We start from the raw sequence: 25,142 nt of genomic DNA, 5'->3' as shown, positions 1-25,142 counted from the left end.
TTTTATGAATTCAAAAATATATTTGGCATTATTTGCAGGTATTTTATTTGCAAGCTGTAGTTCTACAAAAACAAACAATGATTTAGCAACTGTTTTACCAATAGAGACGGCAATAAATCTATCAGCAGTGCAAGATGATAAAGCACCAGTTACAATAAATCCAGGACGTTTTACAATTGAGACTGTAACCTATAGATTACCAAGAGTAGTTCAAGGTACATATGCAGTAAGCGATTTTGGTAAATACGTAGATGATTTTAAAGCCATAAATTACAAAGGCGAAGAAATGCCAGTAGTAAAAGTAGATGTAAATACTTGGACTATTGCTAATGCGAAAGACTTAGATAAAATCACGTATTTAGTTAATGATACTTTTGATATTGAAAAAGAAGGTGGTATTGGTGGCGAGCAACCGTTTTCTCCATCGGGAACAAATATCGAGGAAGAAAACTATGTTTTAAACTTGCACGGTTTTATTGGATATTTTGACTCATTAAAAAATAACCAATACAAGCTTGATGTAACAGGACCATCTAGTTTTGTTCGTACTTCAGCTTTACAAAATGTAAACACCAAAACAAGTGAAGACGGAAAAACGACAACTACAAGTTATTTAGCTACACGATATTTTGATATTACCGACAACCCAATGATGTATGGAAATTTGGATGTTGAAGAATTTATGGTAGGTGATATAAAAATCGTTTTAAGTGTATATTCTCCTAATAATGTTCACTCGGCAGCATCATTAAAAGAAACTGTTTTTAAAATGATGCAAGCTCAAAAAACCTATTTGGGCGATATTAATGCCACATCACGTTACGACATATATTTATATTTATCTGAAGGAAAAGAAGATTCTCCAAAAGGTTTTGGTGCACTAGAGCATCACACTTCAACTGTGGTTGTTTTGCCAGAATCTATGGAAATAGAAGCATTGGCAGAAAGTATGACAGATGTTGTTTCTCATGAATTCTTTCATATTGTAACACCATTAAGTGTACACTCTGAAGATGTACATTATTTCGATTACAATAACCCTACTTTCTCAAAACACTTGTGGATGTACGAGGGTGTAACAGAATACTTTGCAACCTTATTTCAGGTTAGTGAAGGGCTAGTAGCAGAAGCAGAATTTTATAACAAGATTATGGGGAAAATTCAAGGCTCAAGAAATATGAATGATGCCATGAGTTTTACAATTATGAGTGAAAACGTTTTAAAGGAGCCTTATAAAGATCAATATTATAATGTTTATCAAAAAGGCGCTTTAATTGGAATGTGTATTGATATCTTAATGAGAGAAGAAAGTAAAGGAAACCGTGGTATTTTGTCTTTAATGAAAGAACTTTCTAATAAGTACGGTAAAAACAAACCTTTTGAAGATGATAAGTTAATTGATGAAATTGTAGCCATGACATATCCATCATTAAGAGACTTTTTCGATTCTCATGTTATTGGAGATATCCCAATTAACTATAACGACTTTTTTGCAAAAGTTGGTTTAGAAATAGGAGAGGGTAAGGTAGAAACCAACTATATTCAAAATGCAGGACAACTAATTTTTGGAGCAGATCCTAAAGCGGGTAAAGTATTTTTTAGCGAATTAGTAACAGAAAATAGTTTTTGGAACGAACAAGGTGTAAAACCAAATGATGTTATTAAATCAATAAATGGTACTGAGTTTTCTATGCAAAATGCTAACCAGATTTTACAACAAGTTTACATGTGGAAACCAGGAAAAGAGATAGAGGTAAAGCTAGATAGAGATGGGGAAGAGATAGTAATTAAAACAACTACTACGCAATCTTACACAATGGGCAAAGGCATTCTTGAAAAAGAAGATGCAACAGCTACTCAAAAGGATTTACGTGAAGCTTGGTTAAGAGGATAATAAAAGAAAAAAATTAAAACCGCTGATTAATTAATCAGCGGTTTTTTTTATGTATTTAGCAGATTTTCCTTTACTTAATGATGCATTTATAAACATTCTTAAATCATCATTCGCCGAAATTAAATCTTCATTTCTTAAGTACATCATATGCCCACTTCTATAGCCTTTAAAAGTAAAGCGGTCTTTCATTTTTCCACTAGGATCTACTTGCCACATGGTGTATTTTGCTCCAAAGTAAGTGGTAGCACCATCATAATAACCAGATTGTATTAAAACTTTTAAATACGGATTTTGCGCCATAGCTTGTCTTAATGCTTCACGAGTGTTATCGTTTCTTCTATCCCAAGGATGAACATCACCAAATACCTGGTATTTCACATCCGTTTTAAAGTTTAAATGCTCTCTTATATAATAATTTATGGCAGGTGTAAAAGAGTGCATCCATGAGGTTAATTCTGGATTAAAGTCTGGAATATCTCCAGATTCGGTTTTATCTATACCTAAATATCTTGAATCTAATCTACCTATAGTTTGTCCAGTTTCGTCTCTTAATAATTCCTTCCAAAAAAAACTGGTAGGAACATCTAAGTTATTCTGAAGAATTGATTTCTCACTTAACCCAGAATAGTAAGCCATTTTTCTTGCAACGTCTTTTTTCTCGCTATCAGATATAAAACCTCCTTTTGCCAGCGCAGGCATTAATGTGTTTATCGCATAATTTTCAGATTCGGGTAAAATGTCGAGTAAATCTTTTTGTTGTAAAGCAGGAGGTAACATTTTTTGATACCATGCCGCCGCTGTGTAATACGGTAAATTAAGTGAAGAATAAACGGGTTGCGATGTGTTGTATTGTTTATAATCTGCAGGCGAAACTAAAATAACACCATTTAAATACATCCATTGGTTTACTTGCAATTCGTTAGCTAGTCCCATAACTCTGGTTCCACCATAACTTTCACCAATAATATATTTTGGCGATTCCCATCGTTCTTTTCTTGTAACAAAAGTATTAATCCAATCTGCTAAATATTTAATATCTGCATTAATACCAAAAAAAGTTTTTCGTTCAGGAAGTTTTCCATCTTTATCTTCAATCATTCTAGAATAACCAGTATTTACAGGGTTTACAAAAACAATATCAGCCACATCTAGTATAGAATTAGGGTTACTTCTTACACCATAAGGTTGTACAGGGTAGCCTTCATCATCAATCTTTAAAACTTTAGGGCCAGTATAAGCTATATGCATCCATACTGAGGCAGAACCAGGACCACCGTTAAATGAAATAATTAGAGGACGATTAGCTCTATCTTTAACGTTATTACGTTCATAGTATGTGTAATAAAGTGTAGCAATTGGTTTGCCATTTGTGTCCCAAACTGGTTGCATTCCAGTAGTAGCTTTATAAGACATGCTAACGCCTTTAATTGTGGTATTATGATTTGTAACAACCATAGTATCTGTAGGGATTTTTAAATGCTGAGAAAAACTCAGAAATGTAAAAACTAATGTGATTAATGATAGGTGGTATTTCATAAAATTCGGTTTAATTATATTTTCTTTAAATATAATGAAATCTGGCGTTAAAATCCTTCAAAAACGCCTAAACCAAATAAAGCAAAATCATATTTCACTGGGTCGTTTTTATCTAATTTTCTCAAATTAGTATCTAATTCTATAAGTGCCTTTCCATCGTTTTGTTTACGCTTTAAAAGTCCTAATTTTCTGGCTACATTGCCTGAGTGTACATCTAGAGGACATGAAAGTTGGTTTGGAGAAATACTTTTCCAAATACCAAAATCTACACCTGTATTATCGTTTCTAACCATCCAACGTAAAAACATGTTAATGCGCTTTGCAGCTGAATTTTTTAGAGGATCGCTAACATGTTTTTCAGTACGCTGTAAATGTTCCATTTCGAAGAAAATAGATTTAAACTTTGAAATAGACACTTGTAGTGAGTCTTTATCTGCATGTTTAGCGAATACAGGCTCCAATCCATGATGCTTTAGATAAATGTGTTTTAAAGACTTTATAAACTGTATGCAATCATTACCATTAAAAGTTCTATGCACGAAGGAGGAAAGATTGTCTAAATCTGTTTCTTCGTGATTTAAAACAAAATCAAAAGGAGAATTATCCATTAATTGCATTAATCGTTTTGCATTATTAATAATACTTTTACGGTTTCCCCAAGCGATTGTTGCTGTTAGAAAAGCGGAAATTTCAATGTCTTCTTTTTTACTGAATGTATGCGGTATTTGTATAGGGTCACTTTCTATAAAATTAGGGTTATTATATTGAATAACTTTAGTGTCTAAAAATTCTTTGAGTTCTGTTTTATTTAATTTTATCTGCTTTTCTTTCATAGTTAGACAAAAATAATTGTAATTAGCTTAATAAAAACTAGACTTAACTTTTTAATAACTAACTATTATAAAATAGATAAATGCCAATTAGGAGTTATATTTTACCTGTTATTGTATTTTCTCAATTTTGTTGTACATCTTTATGGTTTGCCGGAAATGCAATTATTACCGATTTAATATCTAATTTTAACCTCGAAGTTTCCGCTCTTGCACATTTAACTTCTGCTGTACAATTTGGTTTTATTATTGGCACATTTGTATTTGCTATTTTAAATATTGCAGATAGATTTTCTCCATCAAAGGTGTTTTTTATTTGTGCTGTAGTAGCAGCATCTTTAAATCTTTTTACCGTATTTGATGCAAATAACTTAAGAAGTTTATTTCTCATACGATTTGGAACCGGTTTTTTTTTAGCTGGAATTTATCCTGTAGGAATGAAAATTGCCTCCGATTATTTTAAGGAAGGACTGGGTAAGTCGCTTGGTTATTTAGTTGGTGCTTTAGTTTTGGGCACTGCATTCCCACATTTTTTAAATGTTTACAATCAAGATATATCCTGGAAAGTTATTGTTTATTTTACTTCTAGTATGGCATTAATTGGAGGCGGAATGATTATGTTTTTTGTTGCCGATGGTCCCTACAAAACTAAACTCGAAAAATTCAATATAAGTGTATTTTATAGCGTGTTTAAAATTAAAAAATTTAGAACTGCTGCGTTTGGCTATTTTGGGCACATGTGGGAGTTGTACGCTTTTTGGGCGTTTACACCCGTTATTTTAAATGGGTATTTATATTTTCACAAAAACATAGATTTTAATGTGTCTTTATATAGTTTTATAATTATAGCTTCTGGTGCTATCAGCTGTGTGTTTTCAGGATATTTATCTCAAAAATATACACCTAAAAAAGTAGCAACCGTTGCACTAACCTTATCAGGTTTATGTTGTTTATTGTCTCCTTTAATTTTTGTAATTAATTCGGAAATATTCTTTTTGAGTTTTCTTATATTTTGGGGTATGGTAGTTATAGCAGATTCACCATTATTTTCAACTTTAGTGGCTCAGAACGTTCCAAATACAATTAAAGGAACAGCTTTAACTATAGTAAACTCCATAGGTTTTGCTATTACAATTATTAGTATTCAATTACTTAATAGTCTAAGTAATAATTTCGAAATAAGGTTTCTTTTTCTTTTTTTGGCAGTAGGACCCGTTGTAGGATTAATTGAACTATATAAATCTCTTAGAAAAGAATAATGCTATTTTAATAAATTTTTAAATTACCCTTATAATATTTATAACACCAATGTGAGGTTATAAATATTGTAGTTAAATGTATGACTCACAAAACATAGGGATTACTCAAAAAGTGAAATAATTTTCAATCTCATTTTTGTTTTATTTTTAAATTTAATAAAAAGGAATAAAATAACCTTTAAAAAACTATTTTTGTATTACAGAATTATCATACTAAAATTATACGCTAAACATATAAAAAACGTTGTAGAATAATAAAGTTATAAAAGTTATGAGAAACATTATTGTCCCTTTGTTTATTTTGTTACTTGCTTCCTGTCAAAAAAATGACTCTCCAGTTGAGAATAATGGACCTGACGAAGACGAAAATTTATTTTTCATAGAAATTCTTAATGAGTATTCGTTGGTTAATCAAATTTTTCAAGACACAGGAAATATAACTATTGATGGAATTGCAAGTGCAGAAGGTACAATAACTGGTAAATTTAACAGCACAAAAACTGATCCAGTTATTTCTATAGAGCCTCTTGATTTAGAAACATTTCCAAAAACAATTACAATAGATTTTGGTACTGGTACGCTTTGTGAAGATGGTGTTACTCGTAGAGGTATTATTACTGTAGAGTCAACAGGGTTGTATAGTGAAGTTGGGAGTCTTCATACAGTAGTTTTTAATAATTTTTTTCATGATAATTTTAAAGTTGAAGGAACACAATATGTTGAAAATTTTGGAGAAAATGATGATAATCAATTAGTATATTCAGTTGTTGTTGAAGATGGAATTGTAACAGTTACGAATGATATATTCATAAGGTTTTTTCAAAGTACTTTTAGAACATGGATTGCTGGATCTGAAACACCCCTAAATATTTGGGATGATGAGTATTTGATTGAAGGAGATCAACTTGGGTTGAGTTCTAATGGTGTTAATTTTTCTACATTTATTGAAGAGCCTTTGCATTTAGTAGTATTGCCAAGGGAAATAAAATCTGGAATTATCGACTTAGAAATAGGAAGTGTTCCCAATATAAAAATTAATTACACAAACGAGACATTTACTATTTTAGGTAAAACAACATCTTTTAATTAAAAAGAATAATTGCTTTATATATCTTTTGCTAAGGAGTTTAGCTTACAATTTTTCCATCAACCATAACCAGTTTTCTGTCTGCCATATTTGCTAATTCTTCGTTGTGTGTAACAATAACAAAGGTTTGTCCGAATTCATCACGAAGTTTAAAAAATAGGTTATGTAAATTTTCTGCAGATTCACTGTCTAAATTTCCAGAAGGCTCATCAGCAAAAATTAAATCAGGGTTATTTATTAAGGCACGTGCAACAGCCACACGTTGTTGTTCACCTCCAGAAAGCTCGCTTGGTTTATGATTATAACGACGCGATAAACCTAGAAAATCTAAAAGTTCTTTTGCTCGTTTGTCAGCATCAGCTTTTGAGGTTCCTTTTATATAAGCCGGTAAACAAACATTTTCTAGAGCCGAAAATTCTGGTAATAATTGGTGAAACTGAAATATGAAACCTATATGTTCATTTCTAAACTTAGCTAAGCCTTTATCTTTTAGTAAATTTATATTTGTGTTATTTATATTCAGTTCAAAATTAGTTTCTGTTGAAGCCTTATCTAAAGTACCTAAAATTTGTAAAAGTGTAGTTTTTCCAGCTCCTGAAGCGCCAACAATAGAAACGACTTCTCCTTTTTTAATGTGAATATTTACACCTTTTAAAACTTGTAAATCGCCGTAATATTTATGAATATTTTTTGCTTGAATCATAATACCAAATAATAATGGTGAAAATACTACTTTAACCTTTGATGCACAATTAAGAATTTACTTTCTTCTTGAACACTTTTTTGATTGAGCCATAATCTATAAAATATTGTAGGCGTAATGAAAACGTATGCTGTAATGGCTGGCTTGTAAGAAGATCTAAGTTGTTTCCAAAATCAATATTAGATTCATTATCTCTATTAAATAATTGGTTTCTATATAAGGCTGTTAAAAAACTTCCAGGGGCAAGTTGCCAAGAATAACTTAAATCTAAATTCCATGTGCTGAAATTAATATTTGGGTCATTATCAACATTCGATACAGTATAACCACTACTTGTGGTTAAGCGTCCATTATCTAATAAAGTAAATAAATTTTCATCGTAATCTACTGTATCCCAATATTTCCTGATATTGAGTGAAAGATTGTGAAAAGGATTAAAATTATAACGAGCAGAGATATTATTGGAAATTACAATTCTGTCTCGTTCCCCAAAAATAGATTCATTATTTTGTGATGTGGCGTATCCTCGACTACCTTTATTTGAATTATATTCAAAATTATATTGTAGAAGAAAATGCTCGTTAAAACGCATTCTTGGACTTAATCTAATTTCATACCCGAATAAATCTCTTCCATCTTCAAATAAGGTGCTTAAGTTGGTTCTAATATCAAAAGCAAAACGGTTATTGTAGTTAGTAGAAATTGAACCGCCTATTCGGGCAAAGTTTTCAAAAATAAAGAATTTACCTTCTTGCCTTGCTTCAAAATAATCGAATTGTTTACCAGGCCTGAGATTAAATTCAATTCCAAATGAATGTAAATTAGTTGTGGTTGCTCTAAACTCAGCACTTAACTCTGCACCAGTAAAGGTATTTGGTGATGCTAATTGCTCGTAATCAAAAGATACATTTATTCTATAATTATTTAACTTCTCAGTAGGTGTAAAGGTTCTGTAAGAAAGGTTTAATCCAAAATTATTAAAGTTATTTCGTCTATTTAAACCAAGGTCGTTTATGTTGTATTCTGTATCTGCAAAATCGTGTTCTACGCCATATCTAAAATTCCCATGAATTTTACTGGCTTCAAAAGAAGAACTATAGCCTGTTGAAGTATTATCAGGTAAGTAAACATTACTCATTTTAATTTGCCCTTCTAAATTATAAGTGTTTCTCTTATTTGATATATCAGCTAATAAACCTGTAACATTAGCATCTCTAAAATTACCTGCTCTAGTAACATTAGTATTTATTAAACTTACAGATGAGTTATCGTTAAATTGTTGGTCTACTACTAAAATATTATAATTTGCAAAGGATTCTGCTACAGCTTCTCTAGAGTTTCCTGATATGGTATCTAATATTTGAGCAGTGGTTTTTTCAGTTATAGCGTTAAAAACACCTATTCCTAGTCCATTTTTTGTACGTCCAGAAACTTTAACTGCATTTAAAACTTTAACCGTATTTGGGTAATCTACAAATTTTTCATTTTCATTTAATTCTGGTCTACTAACGGGAGCATTACCTACACGTCTTGAAAAAAATAAATTACCTTTATTAAATAAATCCACACCTTCTGTAAAAAACTGCCTTTGTTCATTAAAAGTTTGCTCAAAAGGACCCAAATTTAAAGTTAGATTATCAAATCCAACCTGGCTAAAATCGGGAACTAATGTGGCGTCTAAAGTAAAGTTATCTGTAATTCCATATTTTATATCTAAGCCAAAATTTAAATTTGTTTCAGATTTTCCGTCAAAGGTTGTCCCAACACCAGATATAAATGGGTACAAATTTAACCTCACAGGAGGTGTAATGTTTTTTAATCCAGTAATTTCTCCATGATATAAGAAATTAGATCCTTTAGTCGGGTCTATCGGGTTCCATGAGTATCGAGCACGTTCGCGTCTTACTTCACGCTGGAATTGTATGCCCCAGGTTTGTACTTCCTCATTAGCAAATCTTAGCGCACGATAAGGGATTTTAATTTCAACAGTCCATCCATCATCATTTTTTTTAACGGCGCTATCCCAAACGGCATTCCAACCATAATCGCTATTGTTAAGTGTTGCTATGGCATCGGCTTGAGCTCCTGAGCTGAATACAATAAAAATGGTGTTATTTTGTGCGTCATTATTTGGGTTTATAATAATTCTAAAAAAATCGTTTTGCCCAAAATTATCACGCTGAGTTATTTGGCTCATTATTTTATCAGGGTCATCAAACATTTTTGCACTAAAGTAAATGGCGTCGTCATCATAAGTAGCTCTTACCTCAGTACGTTCGTTGTGTGTGGGTTTAACACCAATATCAGGCCTGAATTGAACAAAATCTGTAGCTATTTCAGAAGTTTTCCAAATACTTTCATTTAAAACCCCATCAATTTTTGGAGATTTATAAGTTCTTTGAATATTTAGAGATTTCTTTTCTTGAGAAAAAGTATGAAAGCCAACAGAAATAAAAAAAATAAGTAAAAAAGAAAACCGCATTGTTTTATTAAATTAGGACTTAAGTTTTATCAAAAAAAGGAGATTGATTGAATTGTTTGCAAAAATAATTTATGTTAGTATTTATTTATCTTAATTTAAAGTTAAAAGACGTCTTCGGAAATATATTGGGAGATAGACAACTAAATTTTACTTAATTTTAAAGAATGAAATTCCAATTTGCTTATTCTAACTATTAAATACTTATATGGCTTACAAAAGTTTTGAAGAATATAACATGAAAGTGACAGATGATGTTAAAACACGTTATAAAAATATTATAGAAGATTTAGGGGAAGATACCACTAGAGATGGATTAATTAAAACTCCAGAACGTGCTGCAAAAGCTATGCAGTTCTTAACGCAAGGATACGATCAAGATCCTGTTGAAATTTTAACAGCAGCAATGTTTAAAGAGTCTTACAACGAAATGGTTATTGTAAAAGACATCGAATTATATTCACTTTGTGAGCATCATATTTTGCCATTTTTTGGAAAAGTACATATTGCTTACATTCCTAACGGTTATATAGTAGGTTTAAGTAAATTACCCAGAATCGTAGATGTTTTTGCAAGACGATTACAAGTACAAGAGCGTTTAACAGAACAAATTTTAGATTGTATTAATGATACCTTAAAACCTCAAGGCGTTGCTGTAGTTATTGAAGCATCTCACATGTGTATGATGATGCGTGGTGTACAAAAACAAAACTCTATTACCACTACTTCTGGTTTTAGAGGACAGTTTGAGAAAATTGAAACCCGAAATGAGTTTTTGAAATTAATAGGAAAGTAGTTTTGGTATATTTCTTGCAATTATTCTATTAAAATAAATTAAATGAATAAATATAAAATACTGGCTTTAGGTATTCTTTTTGATGCTTTGGGTTATGTGTCTTTTTTTATTCCAGTTATTGGTGAGTTTTCAGACGTTGTTTGGGCACCTTTATCTGGATGGTTAATGACAAAATTATATAAAGGTAAACCAGGTAAAATAGCAGGTGTTGTAACTTTTGTAGAAGAAGCACTTCCGGGTTTAGATGTAATACCAACATTTACATTGATGTGGCTTTATACTTATGTTTTTACAAAAAATAAGGAATAAAAAATCCCTTTCTAAGTGAAAGGGATTTTTTATTAGAGTTTAAATAAAATTAGTTATTTATAACTAAACAAGCTCATTTTTTGCTCTATTGGATTTCAACATTAGTAAATGTAATATTTACATCTTCAGAACCTCCAGTAACAGAACCAAACTCATCAGAGTCATCAGCACCTTCCGGTTCATGTACTAAAATAATTTGAAAATTACCAGTACTAACAGCGCCAGCTACCCATGTTGTATTAACACCTAATTTATTGCTATCAGGACCATCTACATCATCACTATCTCTAGTAACAGTTAAGTTTATTCCATTTACAGCATACACAAAAAAGTGTTCATCTGCTTCTGGTATAATATCATCATTTAATACATCATCAGCAGGATTTTCAGATGCATTGGTTATTGCAAGATTTAAAGAATATGTTGCGCCTTCAGTAAAGTCTCCGGTTACTATCTCTGTAGATGCTCCATCTTGACCATCTGGTGCAATACTAGACATAACAACGGTATCTGAAGTATTTGCGTTATTTACAAAAGTTAATGTAACATTTGTAATTAACTCTTCTTCAAGAACTGGTATCGGATCATCATCATCAGAACATGACGTGATAAGCGTTAAGCAAAAAAGGGCACCAAGAATAAATTTACTAGTTTTCATAAGATTAAGGTTTAAATAATTCATTTTCATCGCTTTAAAATTTAATTTATTTGTATTCATATTTTTTTAATAATTTATTTGTATTTGTAGTGTTATATTTCGTCCTAAGTCATCAGCAAAAAACCTTAAACGATTTAAATAATTTCTATAAGATGTATTTAAAAGATTGTTTACCCCAAAAGCTACATCTAAACTTGTTTTTTCGTTAATGGGGAAAGTTGCTTTACTATAAAAGTGTAGCAAATGATACGTAGGCGGAGGCGAGCTAATATCTACAGTACTAACTTCACCATTAAGCTGGTTTGTAACATCAAAATTAAAATCTGGGAATTCGTTTTGTTCAAAAACCAATTCAGATTTTAAACTAGCAGAAAAATTATACCACGCTATATTGTTATATGTAATTTTATTAAGTGTATTAAATGATGGAATGTCTATTAAAGCTAATTCAGTTTTAGTATCATAACCTTTTGTAAATGCTGTTTTATTTTGCCATTCTAAAGCATCAGTTAGTTTATAAGTAGCTGATATATCAAGCCCAAGTAATTCGGCATTGGTTTGTTGGTATTCCCATAAAGGAAATGGACCTCTTACCGTAAGCAAAAAATCAAAAGGTCTTAAATAGATAAAATCACTAATTCTATTATAAAATGCTTCTGTTACAAGATTAAATTTTGATGTATTGTAAGCATAGGATAACGATACTCTGTTAGCGACCTCTTTATCAAATCTAATATCACCAATTTCGAACCTTGCTGCAGAATGGTGAAGTCCATCACTAAATAACTCTGAAACATTCGGCGGTCTGCTAGCTAAACTGTAATTGAAGATAATTTGATTATTTTCATTAAAGTTATATTTTACGCCTGCTGACATAGATATGTTGTGATAATCAAAAACCGGATTAGTTAAAAACTGTGTAGGTAACTCTTCAATAATGATATCTGAAAAATCTTCATCATAATTGCGTTCTTCCCACCTCGACTTGCGGTAAAACTTTTTAGCATCAATTCTATTAAAATCATACCTTAAACCAACATCAATAACTAGGTCGTTTTTCAGTCTCCATTCGGTGGTTGTATAAACTCCAAAATCATACTTATTGTAATCTGGTATTAACCGCCTTACACCAGTATCTGGATTTGCAAAATTATCTTGATAGCGCCCCATAAAACCAAAATTAACTTTCCTATTTAAGTTAGTATCTAAGTTTATATCTGCTAGAACAGTATGTGTTTGCAGAGTTAAATCTATGGCAGGGATATTTCTTCTATCTCCTATTCTTACATCAAACTCAAGACGTTTATTGTTTTGATAATCGTACTGTAAGTTTAATTTACCAAAGTTTTGGATGCGTTTATAATAACTTGCTTTTACCAAATGATGTGTGATATCTTGCTTTGGAGCATTAATATTATAACTAAAATCATTAATAAGAAGCGGTTGTCCAGAATTTATAGCACGCTCTAAATCAAATGCGCTACCAATGTGTGAAGCTCCTAAAATACCAACTTCGTTGTTTAGAAAACTGTAATAAATTTCAAAACCTGATTCAATTTTCTTTTTACCAAATTGTGCAGATATACTTTTAGCATCCAAACCCGTATTAGTTAGGTTGTAGTCTGGCGCTTTAAAATCGCCATTTTTCTTATAAGATGCTTGAAATTGAGCAAACCATCCAGATTTATAATTTTTGTTAAGTCTGGTATTAAAATTAAAACCTCTACCATTTGTTTGACCACCTAATATTGTTTTTCCATAAAGTGTGTCTTTTAAAATAGGATTTGAGGGTTTAATAATAATAACACCACCAATGGCATCTCCTCCATAGGCTAAACCACCTGAACCTTTGACAACAGATATCTGACCAGCAGAATTAATATCTACACTAGGTGCGTGCTCAACTCCCCATTCTTGATCTTGGAGTCTTACATTATTGTTTAGAATTAAAATCCGACTACTATGTAAACCATTAATAATTGGTTTTACAATAGAGTTACCTGTGTTTATCGATGATATACCTGCGACTTCTTTTAAAGCGTCTCCAAGGTTAAGCGAGCTGTAACGTTCAAGTATTTCTGTGTTTAATACAGTTTCCTGAGCTGTTTTAGTTTGCTTTTTTGTAAGGTTTCCAGAAATTTTCACTTCAAGTAATTCTTCAATATGGTGTTCCATATTAATTTCCTTGTAAGTATCTCCATTAATGTCTATTTCTAAGCTCTTGGTTTCACATCCAACATGAGATATTACCAATGTTAACTTGCCATTACATAAGTTTTTAATAGAAAATTTTCCATTAATATCTGCTGTAGTGTAAGTATTTAAAGTTTCTACAAAAATAGTAGCTCCAGACATTGGTGTACTGTCATGAAAGTCTTTTACTTCACCAATAAAAGTGTATGTACAGTTTTGAGTATGAGCGATGCTAAAAAAACACAGCGCCATAATCAATAAATAATATTTCATTGAATTTCGTTTTAGTTTAAAATGTAAGCATTAAACTAAAACTGGTGGACCTCTTAATGAGAAAGATAATTGCTGATGATTATTAAGGAATTTGTATGTTAAAGCGGATATTTTATAATTACTTGAACTGAAAAATGAATACTCATATTGAAATGATGAATAATAAGTATTGTTAAGTTTAAATTTTAAAAAATCACAATCTAAATCTACTTCGTGTATGTGAGTAGATTTTTCTCCTTTACAAACTTTATGCTCATGATGAGTAAAAACGTGTGAAAACTTAACTGCAGAAGGTAAAGCAATAGATAAAACTAATGCTATAGAAAGAATCTTAAAAGTGATATGTTCTTTTAAGTTGCCCATTAATCTACAAAGCGTTTTAATCCAATTCTACGAAGCATCTTTTTTTCAAAGTTCCAAAAAAATGAATGTTGTCCAAAAAGCCATCCAAAAAACACCAATAAAAATTGGTACATAACAAAAAGAATAACAATGCGTAAGGTCCAATAACCAACACTACCAAAAGCTTCAGTTGTTATGTTTAAATATTTTAAAATGGGTTTGCCTATATAAGAAGCCGTAGAACCTGTTATAGCAAATACAAGAATTATAACAATAATTTGAAAGTTAGATTCTATACCCCAACGCGATTTAAGTTTTTCCACAACATTTTTTATTGTGGCAAAAATAATGAAAATGAATTTAAATCCTAGGTAGAAAAGGTCCTAATCTTTGATTATAGGTTAACTGAAAATAAATAAAGTAGTTGTAAAGCATATAATTTACTTCGTAACCATAGTCAATACCATTTTGATAATCAATTTGTAACTCATATAATCTTGGATTGAATCTTTGTGGTTGAAGTACGCGTTGGTTCCATTCTATAACATAAAGTCTGTTTCTGTTTTCTAAAAACTGTTGTGAATAAAACCCTCTTTGACGTGCTGTACTAGCTAGCCAGAAATTAAAACCAGGCTCAATAATAATAATTTCATATTCTAATTCTTCATTAGCAATAGTAACGGTATCATTACTTTTAGTAGCGAGTTCTTTTTCAGATTTAGTTGTATTTGGTGTTGTGCTTTTTGACGTATTACAACTAATAATAACAATAATAAGGATAGCGGTGTATAAAAGATTTTTCATTTTTCTATTTGTTTATAGCTCAAAAGTATGGTATCACGATTCATTAGAAAAATTGAAATGAGTTAACTATCGTTTTCATTGAGCGAACAGGTTTTTTCTACTTTTCATACTATATAAATTTACAAAATGCTTTTTGTAAATACCTGAATTTAAATGATTTTAACAAAAAAAAGAGTTAGTGAAAACTAACTCTTTTAAAACTCTTATTTAGATAAATGATTATTTACCACCAAAAAGACCTCCAAGTAAACCTCCAAGGCCACCTTTCTTTTTACTTCCACCTAATACCATTCCAGCAACATCATCAACTACACTACCATCACCATCAGCATCTAGAATAGATTCTAAAAAACTTTGTTCTTGTTGTGGAGAGTTTCCTTGTATTAACCCACCTAATAAATCTCCAATACCACTTTGGCTACTTACATTTTGTTGTCTACTTTGTTTTCCTAGAACACCCATTAAAATTGGTGCAGCAACTTTAAGTATTTGAGCCACAGAACCAGCATCCATTCCAGCTTTAGCACCTAAAGCGTTTTGAACATTCTGTTGTTTTCCTCCTAATACATGCCCTAAGATTTTTTGTCCGTCGTTCATTACATTATCATCAACACCGCCACCAAATAAACCACCAAGGTTGTCTAAAATACTTCCATCATGCTTACCGTTAAGCGCACTCATTAGGCCTTCTGCACCTTGTGGGGTAGAGGCATTACGTTTCATAGCTTGCATAAGCACAGGCAATGCCATAGTTAAAACATCTTGTGTTTTGTTTTGAGGCTGCTTGGTTTGTCCAGCAACACCACTAATTATAGTTTTTCCTAAGTCGCTGTTTAATAAATCTAAAATTCCAGACATGATTTTTATTTTAATTTTTAAAAGATTAATAAATATAGAAAGGTCAATGTACAAAAAAAGTCCTAACGTTTATAGTTAGGACTCAAATATAACATTTAGGTCACATTTTATTTAAAATCTTCTTTTATCCAAGAATATTAACAATTTGTGAGGCTAATTCTGTACCAATTCTATCTTGAGCTTCATTTGTTGCTGCACCAGTATGAGGTGTTAATGATAATGCAGAATTCATTAACAATTGCATTTCTGGTTTTGGCTCTTTTTCAAAAACATCTAAAGCAGCTCTGGCCACTTTTCCATTTTCAATAGCTTTTACTAAAGCAACTTCATTAAGAACTCCACCACGAGCAGCATTAGCTATAATTACGCCATCTTTCATCATATTAAATTCAGCTTCGTCAATAACATAATCTTTTTGGGCAGGAACGTGAAGTGTTATAAAATCTGATTGTTTTAAAACATCTTCTTTAGAAATAGTTTTAATCTCAAAATTCACTTTTTGTCCATCAAAAAAGTCTAGTTCTAGATTAGCAGTTTCTAAAAACGGATCGAAAGCAACCACCTTCATACCTGCACCAAGTGCTACTTTTGCTGTTGCTTGACCTATACGACCAAATCCTAAAACACCCAAGGTTTTTCCTTTAAGTTCTGTTCCTTTAGCGTAGGCTTTTTTTAAGCCCTTAAAGTTACTATCGCCTTCTAGAGGCATATCTCTGTTTGAGTTGTGTAAAAAACGTGCTAGACCATATAAATGCCCAAAAACTAATTCAGCAACCGAATGTGAAGAAGCTGCTGGTGTATTAATTACTGAAAGTCCTTTTTCACGAGCATACTCAACATCAATATTATCCATACCTACACCACCACGACCGATAATTTTTAAATTCGGACAAGCATCAATTAAATCTTTTCTAACTGTAGTTGCACTTCGCACCAATAAAACCGAAATATCTTTTTCGTTTATGTAGTTTATTAGTTGCTCTTGCGCTACAGTGGTTGTAGAAACTTCGTAACCTGCTTTTTCTAATGCATCAATTCCACTCTGTGAAATACCATCGTTTGCTAATACTTTCATTTTTATTTTTTTTGCTATTCCTAATGTTATTTGGGAATAACGATTAATTAATTATGCTTTACTTTCTAATTCGCTCATAACTTCAACCAATACTTTTACGCTATCTAACGGTAACGCATTGTACATTGAAGCTCTATAACCGCCAACACTTCTGTGTCCATTTAAACCATTAATTCCTGCTTCTTTAAGCATGGTTTCAAAAGTTTCTTTTAAGTTTTCGTTTTCTAAGGTAAACGTAGCATTCATATCGGAGCGATCTTCTTTTGCCGAGAATCCTTTAAATAATGGGTTTAAATCTATTTCAGAATACATTAAACGCGATTTCTTCTCATTTTCCTTTTCGATAGCAGCAATACCCCCAAGATCTTTTAACCATTCTAGGGTTAACATAGATGTGTATACCGCAAAAACTGGAGGTGTATTGAACATACTGCCTTTGCTAATGTGTACTTTATAATCCATCATTGATGGAATTTTACGAGATACTTTTCCTAAAATATCCTCCTTAATAACTACTAATGTTGTTCCAGCGGGTCCCATATTTTTTTGAGCACCAGCATATATTAAATCGAATTTTGAAAAATCTAAAGTTCTAGAAAAAATATCACTACTCATATCACAAACCATTGGGATTGGTGAGTTAGGAAATGTTTTCATTTGTGTACCAAAAATGGTGTTATTTGAAGTACAGTGAAAATAATCGTAATCTTCAGGAATTTCATAACCTTTAGGAATATAATTATAGTTCGCATTTTTTGATGAGCCAACTTCGTATATATCGTCGTAAATTTTAGCTTCTTTTATAGCTTTATCTGCCCAAGTACCACAGTTTAAATACCCTGCTCTTTTTTCTAAAAGATTTAAAGCAACCATTAAAAATTGTGTGCTTGCACCACCTTGTAAAAACAATGCCTTATAGCCTTTACCTTCTAAACCCAGAAGCTCTAAAGCCAAAGCTCTTGCATTTTCCATAATATCTACAAAGGCTTTGCTTCTATGAGATATTTCAATTAAAGATAAACCATTGTTATCTAAGTCCATTACTGCCTCTGATGCTTTTAGTAAAACACTTTGAGGTAAAATACACGGTCCTGCACTAAAGTTATGTTTTTTCATTTTGAGTGATAAAATTTAAGATGCAAAGTTGCTAATTAATTGGGTATTTAATATTAAAAATTCAATAATTTTTTCATCAAGTTGCTAACAAAAATTCAACAGAATCGACACTATCCGCATAATCCCAAAGTTTAGGTTTTTGGGTGGCGCCAAATGCAATTTCATTTTCTATAAATCCTTTTGAAACGATACACTGAATTTGCTCTTTATCTGAATTTAACTTTTCTTTTAATTCCTTAGGAGAATTATAATATTCATAAAATAAAGTTGCAATGGGTGATGCATAGCTTTCATCTTCTTTTATCATGAAGAATCCGTTTTCTAGCATGTCAAATTCACTCATTAAATAAACGGCTTTGTTGTAATCGTAGTTGTTGGCGTATTTAGCTTTATTTATTATTGGATTCCAATGGTAGATGGCTTCAAAAAAAGCATCGAAATTATAATTTTTTGGAACAAAAAGTTTTGAGACATTCCTACAACCTAAACCATAATATCTAAAAATATCTTCAGATAGGTTACGTAAATCTTCTGGGGTTTCATCACCTGTTAAAACCGCAACAGAATTTCTGTTATTTCTTATTATAGATGGTTTGTCTTTAAAATAATATTCAAAATAGCGAGCTGTGTTATTACTTCCTGTTGCAATAACGATATCAAAACCTTCTAATTTATCTTCAGTAAAGGTTATTTTGCCCTTAAAATTTGGCTCAACATATTCTAAGTATTTCGATAAATAGGGAAGTAGGTGTTTATCATTTGATGATTGCTTAACAAGTACACGATGCCCTGAAATGAGTACAGATAAAAAATCGTGAAAACCAACCAAAGGAATATTTCCTGCCATTATTATGGCGACTTTTTTTGACTTAGTAACATTAATAGTGTATGGCTTAAGCCATGTGTTAATAGTTGTCTCGGTTAAAGATTCTGCCCATCCATTTAAGGCAAACCTTATATTTTCTTGCGTAAACCAACCGTTATGCTCTTCAGCAAGTTTTAATTGGTGCTTAAAGCCGTCAAAAAATAAATTGTTGTGTTCAACTTTATTGTTCTTTTCAATAACTTCATTAGAAAATTGCCTTAAAAAATCTCCTAATTTTACAAAAGCGTTAATTCTTTGTTGTAAATGCATTCCTAATTTGGTTATGAATGGTTTTGGCTTTATTTTTGCGACTGCAAAGTTAGAAAAAGAAAAACGCTATGGCAATTATTATAACAGATGAATGTATAAATTGTGGTGCTTGCGAGCCTGAGTGCCCAAATACTGCAATATATGAAGGTGCCGACGATTGGCGCTATAAAGATGGTACAAGTTTAGAAGGCGCTGTGGTGCTAACTAACGGCACTGAGGTTGATGCTGATGAAGCACAAGAACCTATTAGTGATGAGCTTTATTATATTGTACCAGATAAGTGTACCGAATGTAAAGGTTTCCATGATGAACCACAATGTGCTGCAGTTTGTCCTGTAGATTGTTGTGTTCCAGATGAAGATGTTGTTGAAACTGAAGAAGAATTATTAGCTAAACAACGTTTTATGCATCCTGATGGATAGTCTATAACCTAAAGTAAAATATATGTAAACCCTGAGCGAAAGCTTGGGTTTTTTTATAAAATTTTAATTAAATTCACTATCTGTAAAATAATCAACAGTTTTAAAATTATAAAGTATTATGAAACTTAAACCATATTTCACGCTTTTTACATTATTATGTTTTGGTTTTATTTTTTCACAGTCAACACTATCTACAAAAAACCCAAAACCACTATTGAAGATAAACTTTGATGATAATACTAACTCAAAAGATTTTAAGGCTATTGTTAATCTTAAAAATATTGAAGTTGCTGAAGGAAAAGGTATTGATGGCTCAACTGGTATTAAAGCGAGGTATGTTGGTTTTGACAAAGGAAGTGAGCGCATCGTAAAAAATATCCGGCTACCACAATCATATAAAGAAGCAACTCTTAATTATGCTGTTGCTTTTGATGAAGATTTTCAATTTCCTAGAGGCGGAAAATTGCATGGCCTCGCACCATTAAAAAAGATTACAGGAGGAAAACCTATGCAAAAGGATGGATGGAGCGCTCGTATTTGTTTTAAAAAAAATGGTGTTGTTACGTCCTATGTTTACCACCAAGATTTAAAAGGAAAATATGGCGAGGGTAAGCCATCTCCAAGCTTTTATTTTAAAAAAGGACAGTATTATCAAATGGCTATTTACGTTAAGACTAATATGCCTGCTTCTGCTTCTAATGGTGAAGTTATAATTTACGCCAATGGAAAGGAAATATCCTCATATAAAGGTTTGCAGTTAAGAGCCGTTGAAGGCAAGGATACTGAAATTAACAATTTTCTTTTTTCAACCTTTCATGGAGGTAATTCCCCAGATTTTGCACCAAAGGATAGTAATGGTAATTTTACAACCGTATACGCTTGGTTTGATAATTTTGAAGTATACGAGGGTTTATATGTTGTAGAGCGTAAAAATTAAATTTTTAACTCAAGATTCTTTGTTATAATACCCTTTTAATCAGGATTATTTATTCCAATGGTTTTTAAAATTGATGATTAATAATATTAAAATTTTTAGTTAACGATTGGGATTTTTGTTTATAACTTTTAAGAACTAACACCTTAATTAATTGACTTTTAGATAGGAAAATTCGAACTTCGCTTATCATCAGACATAAAACATTAAAACGATTTCATATCAAGTCGTTAGCTACAGCTAAAGCAATTAATATTCAAAATAAAAAAGAAGAACCAAATGTTAATTGATGATAAAAACGACTCTCGATTCTTTCATAAACTAGTTGATATTGGAACAAATAAAGACTTTTCTAATACTGAAAGCAGGTATCTACGAGTAACGAATATTGCATCTATTCTAGGTGCAATATATAATGCAATTTGGGTGCTAATTTCAATTAATCTCACTGACTCTCCAGTAATTTACGGTAGCAATGCATTGTTGGGATTGATGTTTCTAATTGTATTAATTCTTAACAAAAAAGGTTGGCGGGTATTGGCCGCCATTTGGCTAACTATTGCATCGTATATATCCGTTCTCTTATTTCTCTATTTGTTGGGATATACGTCAGGTGTAGCGTTCATTTGCTTCTTACAAATTATTATGCCATACATTACTTTTCCCCGAAAGTCAAGAAAATTAGCCCATGGTTTTAGCATGCTGGCTTGCTTGACGTTGATTGTTACTGTAGTACTTCAATTGAGTATAAGCGGTCATTATAATGAAGTAGATCCCTATTTATCACAAGTGGTTAATATCAGTATTACTGGATGTATTAGTCTCGCTCTTATATGGAGTATGTCTGTTCTTCTTGATAGATCGGAGGATTCTTTAATAGCTGAACAGAAAAAAACAGATAATCTTTTGTATAACATTCTTCCAGTAAAAGTAGCAAGAGATCTAAAGGAAACTGGTAAAACAGTGCCCAAAAGGCATAAAAATGTAACAATTCTGTTCACTGATTTTAAAGACTTTACAGAGTTAGTAGCTCGAATTCCGGCAATTACTTTGGTCAATGAACTCAATGATATTTTTGGCCGATTCGATGAGATTGTTGAGGAAGTAGGTGTTGAAAAAATTGAAACAATTGGGGATGCATATATGGCTGCATCTGGCCTTGAAGAAGAGGTTAAAAATCATGCCATTAATTGTATTACAGCTGCACAAAAGATGCTATCCTATTTGGAGGAGAGAAATAAAAAACATGAAATTAAATGGCAAATGAGAGTTGGGATACATTCGGGACCAATCGTGGCTGGTGTAGTTGGGAAAAAGAAATTTAACTATGATCTCTTTGGAGATACAGTTAATACCGCAAGTCGGATTGAATCATTAGGCGAACCTGACAAAATAAATATATCAGAAACAACCTACCGGCTTGTTAAAAATAATATCGCTTGCGAAAGCAGGGGGAAAATTCAAGTTAAAGGAAAAGGAGAATTGGAAATGTATTTTATAAAATATAGCTAGCAATATGTATAGTGCATAGCATCACGTGGGATGCTAAGACACCATACCCATGACCGATAAGCGTAACATTAAATCAGTCCTTACTCTCAAAAGCTTTCATCTCCAGAGAAGGTTCTAAAACACCTTCACTATCCCAAATGGTTTTTTCATAACGGTTTAGTTTAATTATAGGTGTTTTTTCAGCTTGTCGTTCTGCTTGAAAATCTAAAAGCGTTAATTTGTTTTGTCCTGTAATTAGTAATTCTTCTTTGGTGCTATTGTCACCTTCAATTGTAAAATCAAATGATACTTTGTTGCGCTCACTACTGTTTTCAATAAATTTTAAAGGTCTACTAACATAAAAATAGCTTCCGTAAGTGCGTTTTATGTATTTAGGATGATATAGATTACTGCTGTCTTTTTCAAAAATAACGGTGCCTTTGCTAACATTTTCAATATATTTTACACCTATTAACAAACGTAGATTAAACTTTTGTCCGCGTCGGTTTTTATAATAACTATAGTCTGCTCTTGTAATGGCATAAGTGTCATCGGTAACATAAAGTTTTCCTTCATATTTGGCTTTACCTTTTCTTGGTTTAAACGAAATAATATAAGTTAGCTCTCCATTATTGTAACCCACATCCTCTAGACTATATTGATATAAATTTGCATTTATTAGTTTGCTTAAGAATGAGTTATTATAAAATTGCCCGCGTTTTAATAAGGATTCTGTTGCTTTATTTAAAGATGAAACCTTGTATTCGTTTTTATCATCTTCCTTAAAGTCATCATCATTTAGCGCCAATGAATCTTCAATTTTAAATAGTCCTGTTTTTAACTTGTATGTTTTTGTGGTGTCTAAATATTTAAGGATTATATTTTGCATTTTATCCTGAATATTCTCGATAGAGAAGTCGTTTTTGTAATCTAATAATTCGGTAGCTTTTTCAACTTCAAGTTTAATACTGTCTTTGTTTAGTGTAAATACTTTGCCTTTTAAGTCGGCAAATTGCACCATATTGCTATTTTTTACTTGGTTTACTAAGTCTGTTAAACTTTTGTTTACGCCCTCAAGCTGTTTCTTTTTTACATTTGAAGCTTTATCAATTTCAAATTCTAAACTTTTAAAATCTACATGATCTGTAGTACGTTTAAATATATTGTATTGCTGTAAATCGATATTGTAGTTTTTGGTAAGTTTGGCTCTTACTTTCGCAATAATAAAATCTGCATTAGGTGTTTTGGAACTAATAAAAACTTCATCTAATTGGTTAAGTGCTTGCTGGAGCGTAATTATCAAGTTTGATTCTTTAATCTCATTAATGGTTAGTGTTCTGTTTTCATAACCCATACATGAAATAACTATGGATTTACTATCATCTACAGAGGATACAGTGAAAAAACCTTCATCGTTAGAAATAACACCAGAGTAAGTTCCTGTTTTAATATTTGCGAACGGAATTGGTTTATTCGTGCTCTTATCAATAAGTTTTGCTGTAATATTTTGCGATACTACGGAGGAACAAAAACATAAAAAACCTAGAAGAATATTATATTTCATTTTAATATGATGATTGATGGTATTTTCTATTCAACGATACAATTTAAATAATGTTACAGCATAAATTTATTCACAAAAACCTATTTAACGTTTAATTATAATAAACCAATGTATTTCTTAAATATTCTTAAAGCCTTTAGATTAAAAAATTTCTTTTTTATTGTATACATTTGCACTCGCTAAAATAGATTTCCGAATTCTCGGAAATAGTTAAAGATTATTTTAAATGAAAGCAGGTATTGTAGGATTGCCAAACGTAGGGAAATCAACGTTGTTTAATTGTTTATCGAATGCTAAAGCGCAGAGTGCTAACTTTCCGTTTTGTACAATCGAGCCTAATATTGGTGTGGTAAATGTTCCAGACCCACGTTTAGAAAAATTAGAATCTTTGGTAAATCCAGAGCGCGTTATGCCTGCAACTGTAGAGATTGTTGATATTGCTGGATTAGTAAAAGGTGCTAGTAAAGGTGAAGGTTTAGGAAACCAATTTTTAGCTAATATTCGCGAAACCGATGCTATTCTTCATGTGTTGCGCTGTTTTGATAATGATAATATTGTGCATGTTGATGGTAACGTAAATCCTATCCGCGATAAAGAAACCATCGATATGGAATTGCAGCTTAAAGATTTAGAAACGACTGAAAAGAAGTTAGATAAAGTAAAGCGTGCTGCAAAAACAGGGAATAAAGAAGCTCAAAAAGAAGAAGCTGTTTTACTAAAAATAAAAGACGCATTAGAATCTGGTATTTCAGTTAGAGCGATAGAGTTTAACGAAGACGATTATAACGATTTTGTTATTCCTTCTCAGTTTATTACAGATAAGCCAGTAATGTATGTTTGTAATGTTGATGAAGGTGCTGCAGTTTCCGGAAATAATTATGTTGAGCAAGTAAAACAAGCAGTAAAAGATGAGAATGCTGAGGTTTTAGTCTTAGCTGTTGGCACTGAAGCAGATATTAGCGAATTAGATGATTACGAAGAACGTCAAATGTTTTTGCAAGATATTGGTTTGGATGAACCGGGTTCTGCTAAACTAATTCGAAGTGCTTATAAGTTACTAAACCAACAAACCTATTTTACGGCTGGTGTAAAAGAAGTTCGAGCTTGGACTATAGATATTGGTGCTACAGCACCTCAAGCGGCAGGCGTTATTCATACCGATTTTGAAAAAGGTTTTATTCGCGCTGAAGTTATTGGTTATGACGATTACGTAAGTTACGGAAGCGAAGCTAAAGTAAAAGAAGCTGGGAAAATGCGTGTTGAAGGCAAAAATTACGTGGTTAAAGATGGTGATGTCATGCATTTCTTATTTAATGTTTAAACCCTTTTGAACATCGTAATTCTGAATGTTTAGTAGATAAGCCTAAAAATTATGGAACTAAAT

The 25,142-nt window shown here is 31.6% G+C and carries 23 protein-coding genes; 9 read left to right on the top strand and 14 right to left on the bottom strand.

The window, feature by feature from the left end:
• The first annotated feature begins 4 nt into the window (after window positions 1-4).
• The gene (locus ABD939_RS10850; protein ID WP_345168283.1) at window positions 5-1,894 is read left to right on the top strand and encodes a M61 family metallopeptidase; all 1,890 of its coding nucleotides are present in this window, start codon (window positions 5-7) and stop codon (window positions 1,892-1,894) included.
• A 30-nt stretch (window positions 1,895-1,924) separates the two neighbouring features.
• On the opposite strand, the gene ABD939_RS10845 is transcribed toward ABD939_RS10850, so the two are convergent.
• Both ABD939_RS10845 and ABD939_RS10840 read right to left on the bottom strand, forming a co-directional pair.
• Window positions 1,925-3,430, bottom strand: a complete 1,506-nt coding sequence (locus ABD939_RS10845; RefSeq protein ID WP_345168282.1) for a S10 family peptidase — start codon at window positions 3,428-3,430, stop codon at window positions 1,925-1,927.
• A 47-nt stretch (window positions 3,431-3,477) separates the two neighbouring features.
• Window positions 3,478-4,263 carry a TIGR02757 family protein gene (locus ABD939_RS10840; RefSeq protein ID WP_345168280.1) on the bottom strand — a complete coding sequence of 262 codons (786 nt, stop codon included), beginning with the start codon at window positions 4,261-4,263 and terminating at the stop codon, window positions 3,478-3,480.
• Between the two features lie 80 nt (window positions 4,264-4,343).
• Here ABD939_RS10840 and ABD939_RS10835 point away from each other — a divergent pair, with 80 nt between their 5' ends.
• Window positions 4,344-5,519 (top strand): MFS transporter, encoded by a 1,176-nt coding sequence (locus ABD939_RS10835; protein WP_345168278.1) that lies wholly within the window; start codon window positions 4,344-4,346, stop codon window positions 5,517-5,519.
• Window positions 5,520-5,790: 271 nt separating this feature from the next.
• Complete coding sequence (locus ABD939_RS10830) at window positions 5,791-6,609, top strand: hypothetical protein (protein WP_345168275.1); 819 nt, start codon at window positions 5,791-5,793, stop codon at window positions 6,607-6,609.
• Between the two features lie 37 nt (window positions 6,610-6,646).
• Here ABD939_RS10830 and ABD939_RS10825 read toward each other — a convergent pair whose 3' ends face one another.
• Both ABD939_RS10825 and ABD939_RS10820 read right to left on the bottom strand, forming a co-directional pair.
• Window positions 6,647-7,309 (bottom strand): ABC transporter ATP-binding protein, encoded by a 663-nt coding sequence (locus ABD939_RS10825; RefSeq protein WP_345168273.1) that lies wholly within the window; start codon window positions 7,307-7,309, stop codon window positions 6,647-6,649.
• 49 nt (window positions 7,310-7,358) lie between these two features.
• Window positions 7,359-9,791 (bottom strand): DUF5916 domain-containing protein, encoded by a 2,433-nt coding sequence (locus tag ABD939_RS10820; protein ID WP_345168270.1) that lies wholly within the window; start codon window positions 9,789-9,791, stop codon window positions 7,359-7,361.
• Window positions 9,792-9,996: 205 nt separating this feature from the next.
• Here ABD939_RS10820 and folE point away from each other — a divergent pair, with 205 nt between their 5' ends.
• Entirely contained in the window at window positions 9,997-10,584 is a 588-nt protein-coding gene (folE, locus tag ABD939_RS10815; protein WP_345168268.1) for a GTP cyclohydrolase I FolE, read from the top strand.
• A gap of 42 nt (window positions 10,585-10,626) precedes the next feature.
• The gene (locus ABD939_RS10810; RefSeq protein ID WP_345168263.1) at window positions 10,627-10,893 is read left to right on the top strand and encodes a hypothetical protein; all 267 of its coding nucleotides are present in this window, start codon (window positions 10,627-10,629) and stop codon (window positions 10,891-10,893) included.
• A gap of 85 nt (window positions 10,894-10,978) precedes the next feature.
• Here ABD939_RS10810 and ABD939_RS10805 read toward each other — a convergent pair whose 3' ends face one another.
• The 9 genes from ABD939_RS10805 to ABD939_RS10765 form a co-directional block, all read right to left on the bottom strand.
• Window positions 10,979-11,551 (bottom strand): type 1 periplasmic binding fold superfamily protein, encoded by a 573-nt coding sequence (locus ABD939_RS10805; RefSeq protein ID WP_345168259.1) that lies wholly within the window; start codon window positions 11,549-11,551, stop codon window positions 10,979-10,981.
• A 66-nt stretch (window positions 11,552-11,617) separates the two neighbouring features.
• Window positions 11,618-14,017: a TonB-dependent receptor gene (locus ABD939_RS10800; protein WP_345168255.1), complete on the bottom strand. Its 2,400-nt coding sequence runs from the start codon at window positions 14,015-14,017 to the stop codon at window positions 11,618-11,620.
• A 30-nt stretch (window positions 14,018-14,047) separates the two neighbouring features.
• The gene (locus tag ABD939_RS10795) at window positions 14,048-14,380 is read right to left on the bottom strand and encodes a hypothetical protein (protein WP_345168250.1); all 333 of its coding nucleotides are present in this window, start codon (window positions 14,378-14,380) and stop codon (window positions 14,048-14,050) included.
• Window positions 14,380-14,682: a DUF6787 family protein gene (locus ABD939_RS10790; RefSeq protein ID WP_345168246.1), complete on the bottom strand. Its 303-nt coding sequence runs from the start codon at window positions 14,680-14,682 to the stop codon at window positions 14,380-14,382. Before ABD939_RS10790 ends, ABD939_RS10795 begins: the two co-directional genes overlap by 1 nt.
• Window positions 14,683-14,719: 37 nt before the next feature.
• The gene (locus tag ABD939_RS10785) at window positions 14,720-15,163 is read right to left on the bottom strand and encodes a DUF6146 family protein (RefSeq protein ID WP_345168242.1); all 444 of its coding nucleotides are present in this window, start codon (window positions 15,161-15,163) and stop codon (window positions 14,720-14,722) included.
• A 219-nt stretch (window positions 15,164-15,382) separates the two neighbouring features.
• Entirely contained in the window at window positions 15,383-16,021 is a 639-nt protein-coding gene (locus tag ABD939_RS10780) for a DUF937 domain-containing protein (RefSeq protein WP_345168240.1), read from the bottom strand.
• Between the two features lie 124 nt (window positions 16,022-16,145).
• Window positions 16,146-17,096, bottom strand: a complete 951-nt coding sequence (locus ABD939_RS10775; RefSeq protein WP_345168238.1) for a D-2-hydroxyacid dehydrogenase — start codon at window positions 17,094-17,096, stop codon at window positions 16,146-16,148.
• A gap of 51 nt (window positions 17,097-17,147) precedes the next feature.
• Window positions 17,148-18,212: a 3-phosphoserine/phosphohydroxythreonine transaminase gene (gene serC / locus ABD939_RS10770; RefSeq protein WP_345168236.1), complete on the bottom strand. Its 1,065-nt coding sequence runs from the start codon at window positions 18,210-18,212 to the stop codon at window positions 17,148-17,150.
• A gap of 76 nt (window positions 18,213-18,288) precedes the next feature.
• A complete protein-coding gene (locus tag ABD939_RS10765; protein ID WP_345168234.1) occupies window positions 18,289-19,347 on the bottom strand; it encodes an acyl-CoA reductase in 1,059 nt (352 codons plus the stop codon).
• A 68-nt stretch (window positions 19,348-19,415) separates the two neighbouring features.
• On the opposite strand from ABD939_RS10765, the gene ABD939_RS10760 reads away from it, so the two are divergent.
• From ABD939_RS10760 to ABD939_RS10750, 3 genes are all read left to right on the top strand, one after another.
• On the top strand, window positions 19,416-19,769 hold the full coding sequence (locus tag ABD939_RS10760; protein WP_345168231.1) for a 4Fe-4S dicluster domain-containing protein: 354 nt from the start codon (window positions 19,416-19,418) through the stop codon (window positions 19,767-19,769).
• A gap of 118 nt (window positions 19,770-19,887) precedes the next feature.
• A complete protein-coding gene (locus ABD939_RS10755; RefSeq protein WP_345168228.1) occupies window positions 19,888-20,706 on the top strand; it encodes a polysaccharide lyase in 819 nt (272 codons plus the stop codon).
• A gap of 276 nt (window positions 20,707-20,982) precedes the next feature.
• Window positions 20,983-22,215, top strand: coding sequence for an adenylate/guanylate cyclase domain-containing protein (locus ABD939_RS10750; RefSeq protein WP_345168226.1), 1,233 nt, complete (start codon window positions 20,983-20,985; stop codon window positions 22,213-22,215).
• Between the two features lie 73 nt (window positions 22,216-22,288).
• Here ABD939_RS10750 and ABD939_RS10745 read toward each other — a convergent pair whose 3' ends face one another.
• Window positions 22,289-23,758, bottom strand: coding sequence for a carboxypeptidase-like regulatory domain-containing protein (locus ABD939_RS10745; protein ID WP_345168223.1), 1,470 nt, complete (start codon window positions 23,756-23,758; stop codon window positions 22,289-22,291).
• Window positions 23,759-23,984: 226 nt separating this feature from the next.
• Here ABD939_RS10745 and ychF point away from each other — a divergent pair, with 226 nt between their 5' ends.
• On the top strand, window positions 23,985-25,079 hold the full coding sequence (gene ychF, locus ABD939_RS10740; protein WP_345168221.1) for a redox-regulated ATPase YchF: 1,095 nt from the start codon (window positions 23,985-23,987) through the stop codon (window positions 25,077-25,079).
• Window positions 25,080-25,142 lie beyond the last annotated feature (63 nt).

Source organism: Algibacter aquimarinus (genome assembly GCF_039543265.1).
Classification (GTDB): domain Bacteria; phylum Bacteroidota; class Bacteroidia; order Flavobacteriales; family Flavobacteriaceae; genus Algibacter_B; species Algibacter_B aquimarinus.
The sequence above is the reverse complement of the archived record's forward strand: the minus strand, read 5'-3'. Positions and strand labels throughout refer to the sequence as shown.

Excerpts from the sequence above, each read along its gene's own strand:
- ABD939_RS10840 (WP_345168280.1), bottom strand. The coding sequence starts at position 4,263 with ATGAAAGAAAAGCAGATAAAATTAAATAAAACAGAACTCAAAGAATTT.
- ABD939_RS10795 (WP_345168250.1), bottom strand. The coding sequence starts at position 14,380 with ATGGGCAACTTAAAAGAACATATCACTTTTAAGATTCTTTCTATAGCA.
- ABD939_RS10830 (WP_345168275.1), top strand. The coding sequence starts at position 5,791 with ATGAGAAACATTATTGTCCCTTTGTTTATTTTGTTACTTGCTTCCTGT.
- ABD939_RS10845 (WP_345168282.1), bottom strand. The coding sequence starts at position 3,430 with ATGAAATACCACCTATCATTAATCACATTAGTTTTTACATTTCTGAGT.
- ABD939_RS10785 (WP_345168242.1), bottom strand. The coding sequence starts at position 15,163 with ATGAAAAATCTTTTATACACCGCTATCCTTATTATTGTTATTATTAGT.
- ABD939_RS10820 (WP_345168270.1), bottom strand. The coding sequence starts at position 9,791 with ATGCGGTTTTCTTTTTTACTTATTTTTTTTATTTCTGTTGGCTTTCAT.
- ABD939_RS10755 (WP_345168228.1), top strand. The coding sequence starts at position 19,888 with ATGAAACTTAAACCATATTTCACGCTTTTTACATTATTATGTTTTGGT.
- ABD939_RS10835 (WP_345168278.1), top strand. The coding sequence starts at position 4,344 with ATGCCAATTAGGAGTTATATTTTACCTGTTATTGTATTTTCTCAATTT.
- ABD939_RS10850 (WP_345168283.1), top strand. The coding sequence starts at position 5 with ATGAATTCAAAAATATATTTGGCATTATTTGCAGGTATTTTATTTGCA.
- ABD939_RS10765 (WP_345168234.1), bottom strand. The coding sequence starts at position 19,347 with ATGCATTTACAACAAAGAATTAACGCTTTTGTAAAATTAGGAGATTTT.
- ABD939_RS10750 (WP_345168226.1), top strand. The coding sequence starts at position 20,983 with ATGTTAATTGATGATAAAAACGACTCTCGATTCTTTCATAAACTAGTT.
- ABD939_RS10745 (WP_345168223.1), bottom strand. The coding sequence starts at position 23,758 with ATGAAATATAATATTCTTCTAGGTTTTTTATGTTTTTGTTCCTCCGTA.
- ABD939_RS10775 (WP_345168238.1), bottom strand. The coding sequence starts at position 17,096 with ATGAAAGTATTAGCAAACGATGGTATTTCACAGAGTGGAATTGATGCA.
- ABD939_RS10805 (WP_345168259.1), bottom strand. The coding sequence starts at position 11,551 with ATGAAAACTAGTAAATTTATTCTTGGTGCCCTTTTTTGCTTAACGCTT.
- ABD939_RS10760 (WP_345168231.1), top strand. The coding sequence starts at position 19,416 with ATGGCAATTATTATAACAGATGAATGTATAAATTGTGGTGCTTGCGAG.
- ABD939_RS10780 (WP_345168240.1), bottom strand. The coding sequence starts at position 16,021 with ATGTCTGGAATTTTAGATTTATTAAACAGCGACTTAGGAAAAACTATA.
- ABD939_RS10825 (WP_345168273.1), bottom strand. The coding sequence starts at position 7,309 with ATGATTCAAGCAAAAAATATTCATAAATATTACGGCGATTTACAAGTT.
- ABD939_RS10800 (WP_345168255.1), bottom strand. The coding sequence starts at position 14,017 with ATGAAATATTATTTATTGATTATGGCGCTGTGTTTTTTTAGCATCGCT.
- ychF (WP_345168221.1), top strand. The coding sequence starts at position 23,985 with ATGAAAGCAGGTATTGTAGGATTGCCAAACGTAGGGAAATCAACGTTG.
- folE (WP_345168268.1), top strand. The coding sequence starts at position 9,997 with ATGGCTTACAAAAGTTTTGAAGAATATAACATGAAAGTGACAGATGAT.
- serC (WP_345168236.1), bottom strand. The coding sequence starts at position 18,212 with ATGAAAAAACATAACTTTAGTGCAGGACCGTGTATTTTACCTCAAAGT.
- ABD939_RS10810 (WP_345168263.1), top strand. The coding sequence starts at position 10,627 with ATGAATAAATATAAAATACTGGCTTTAGGTATTCTTTTTGATGCTTTG.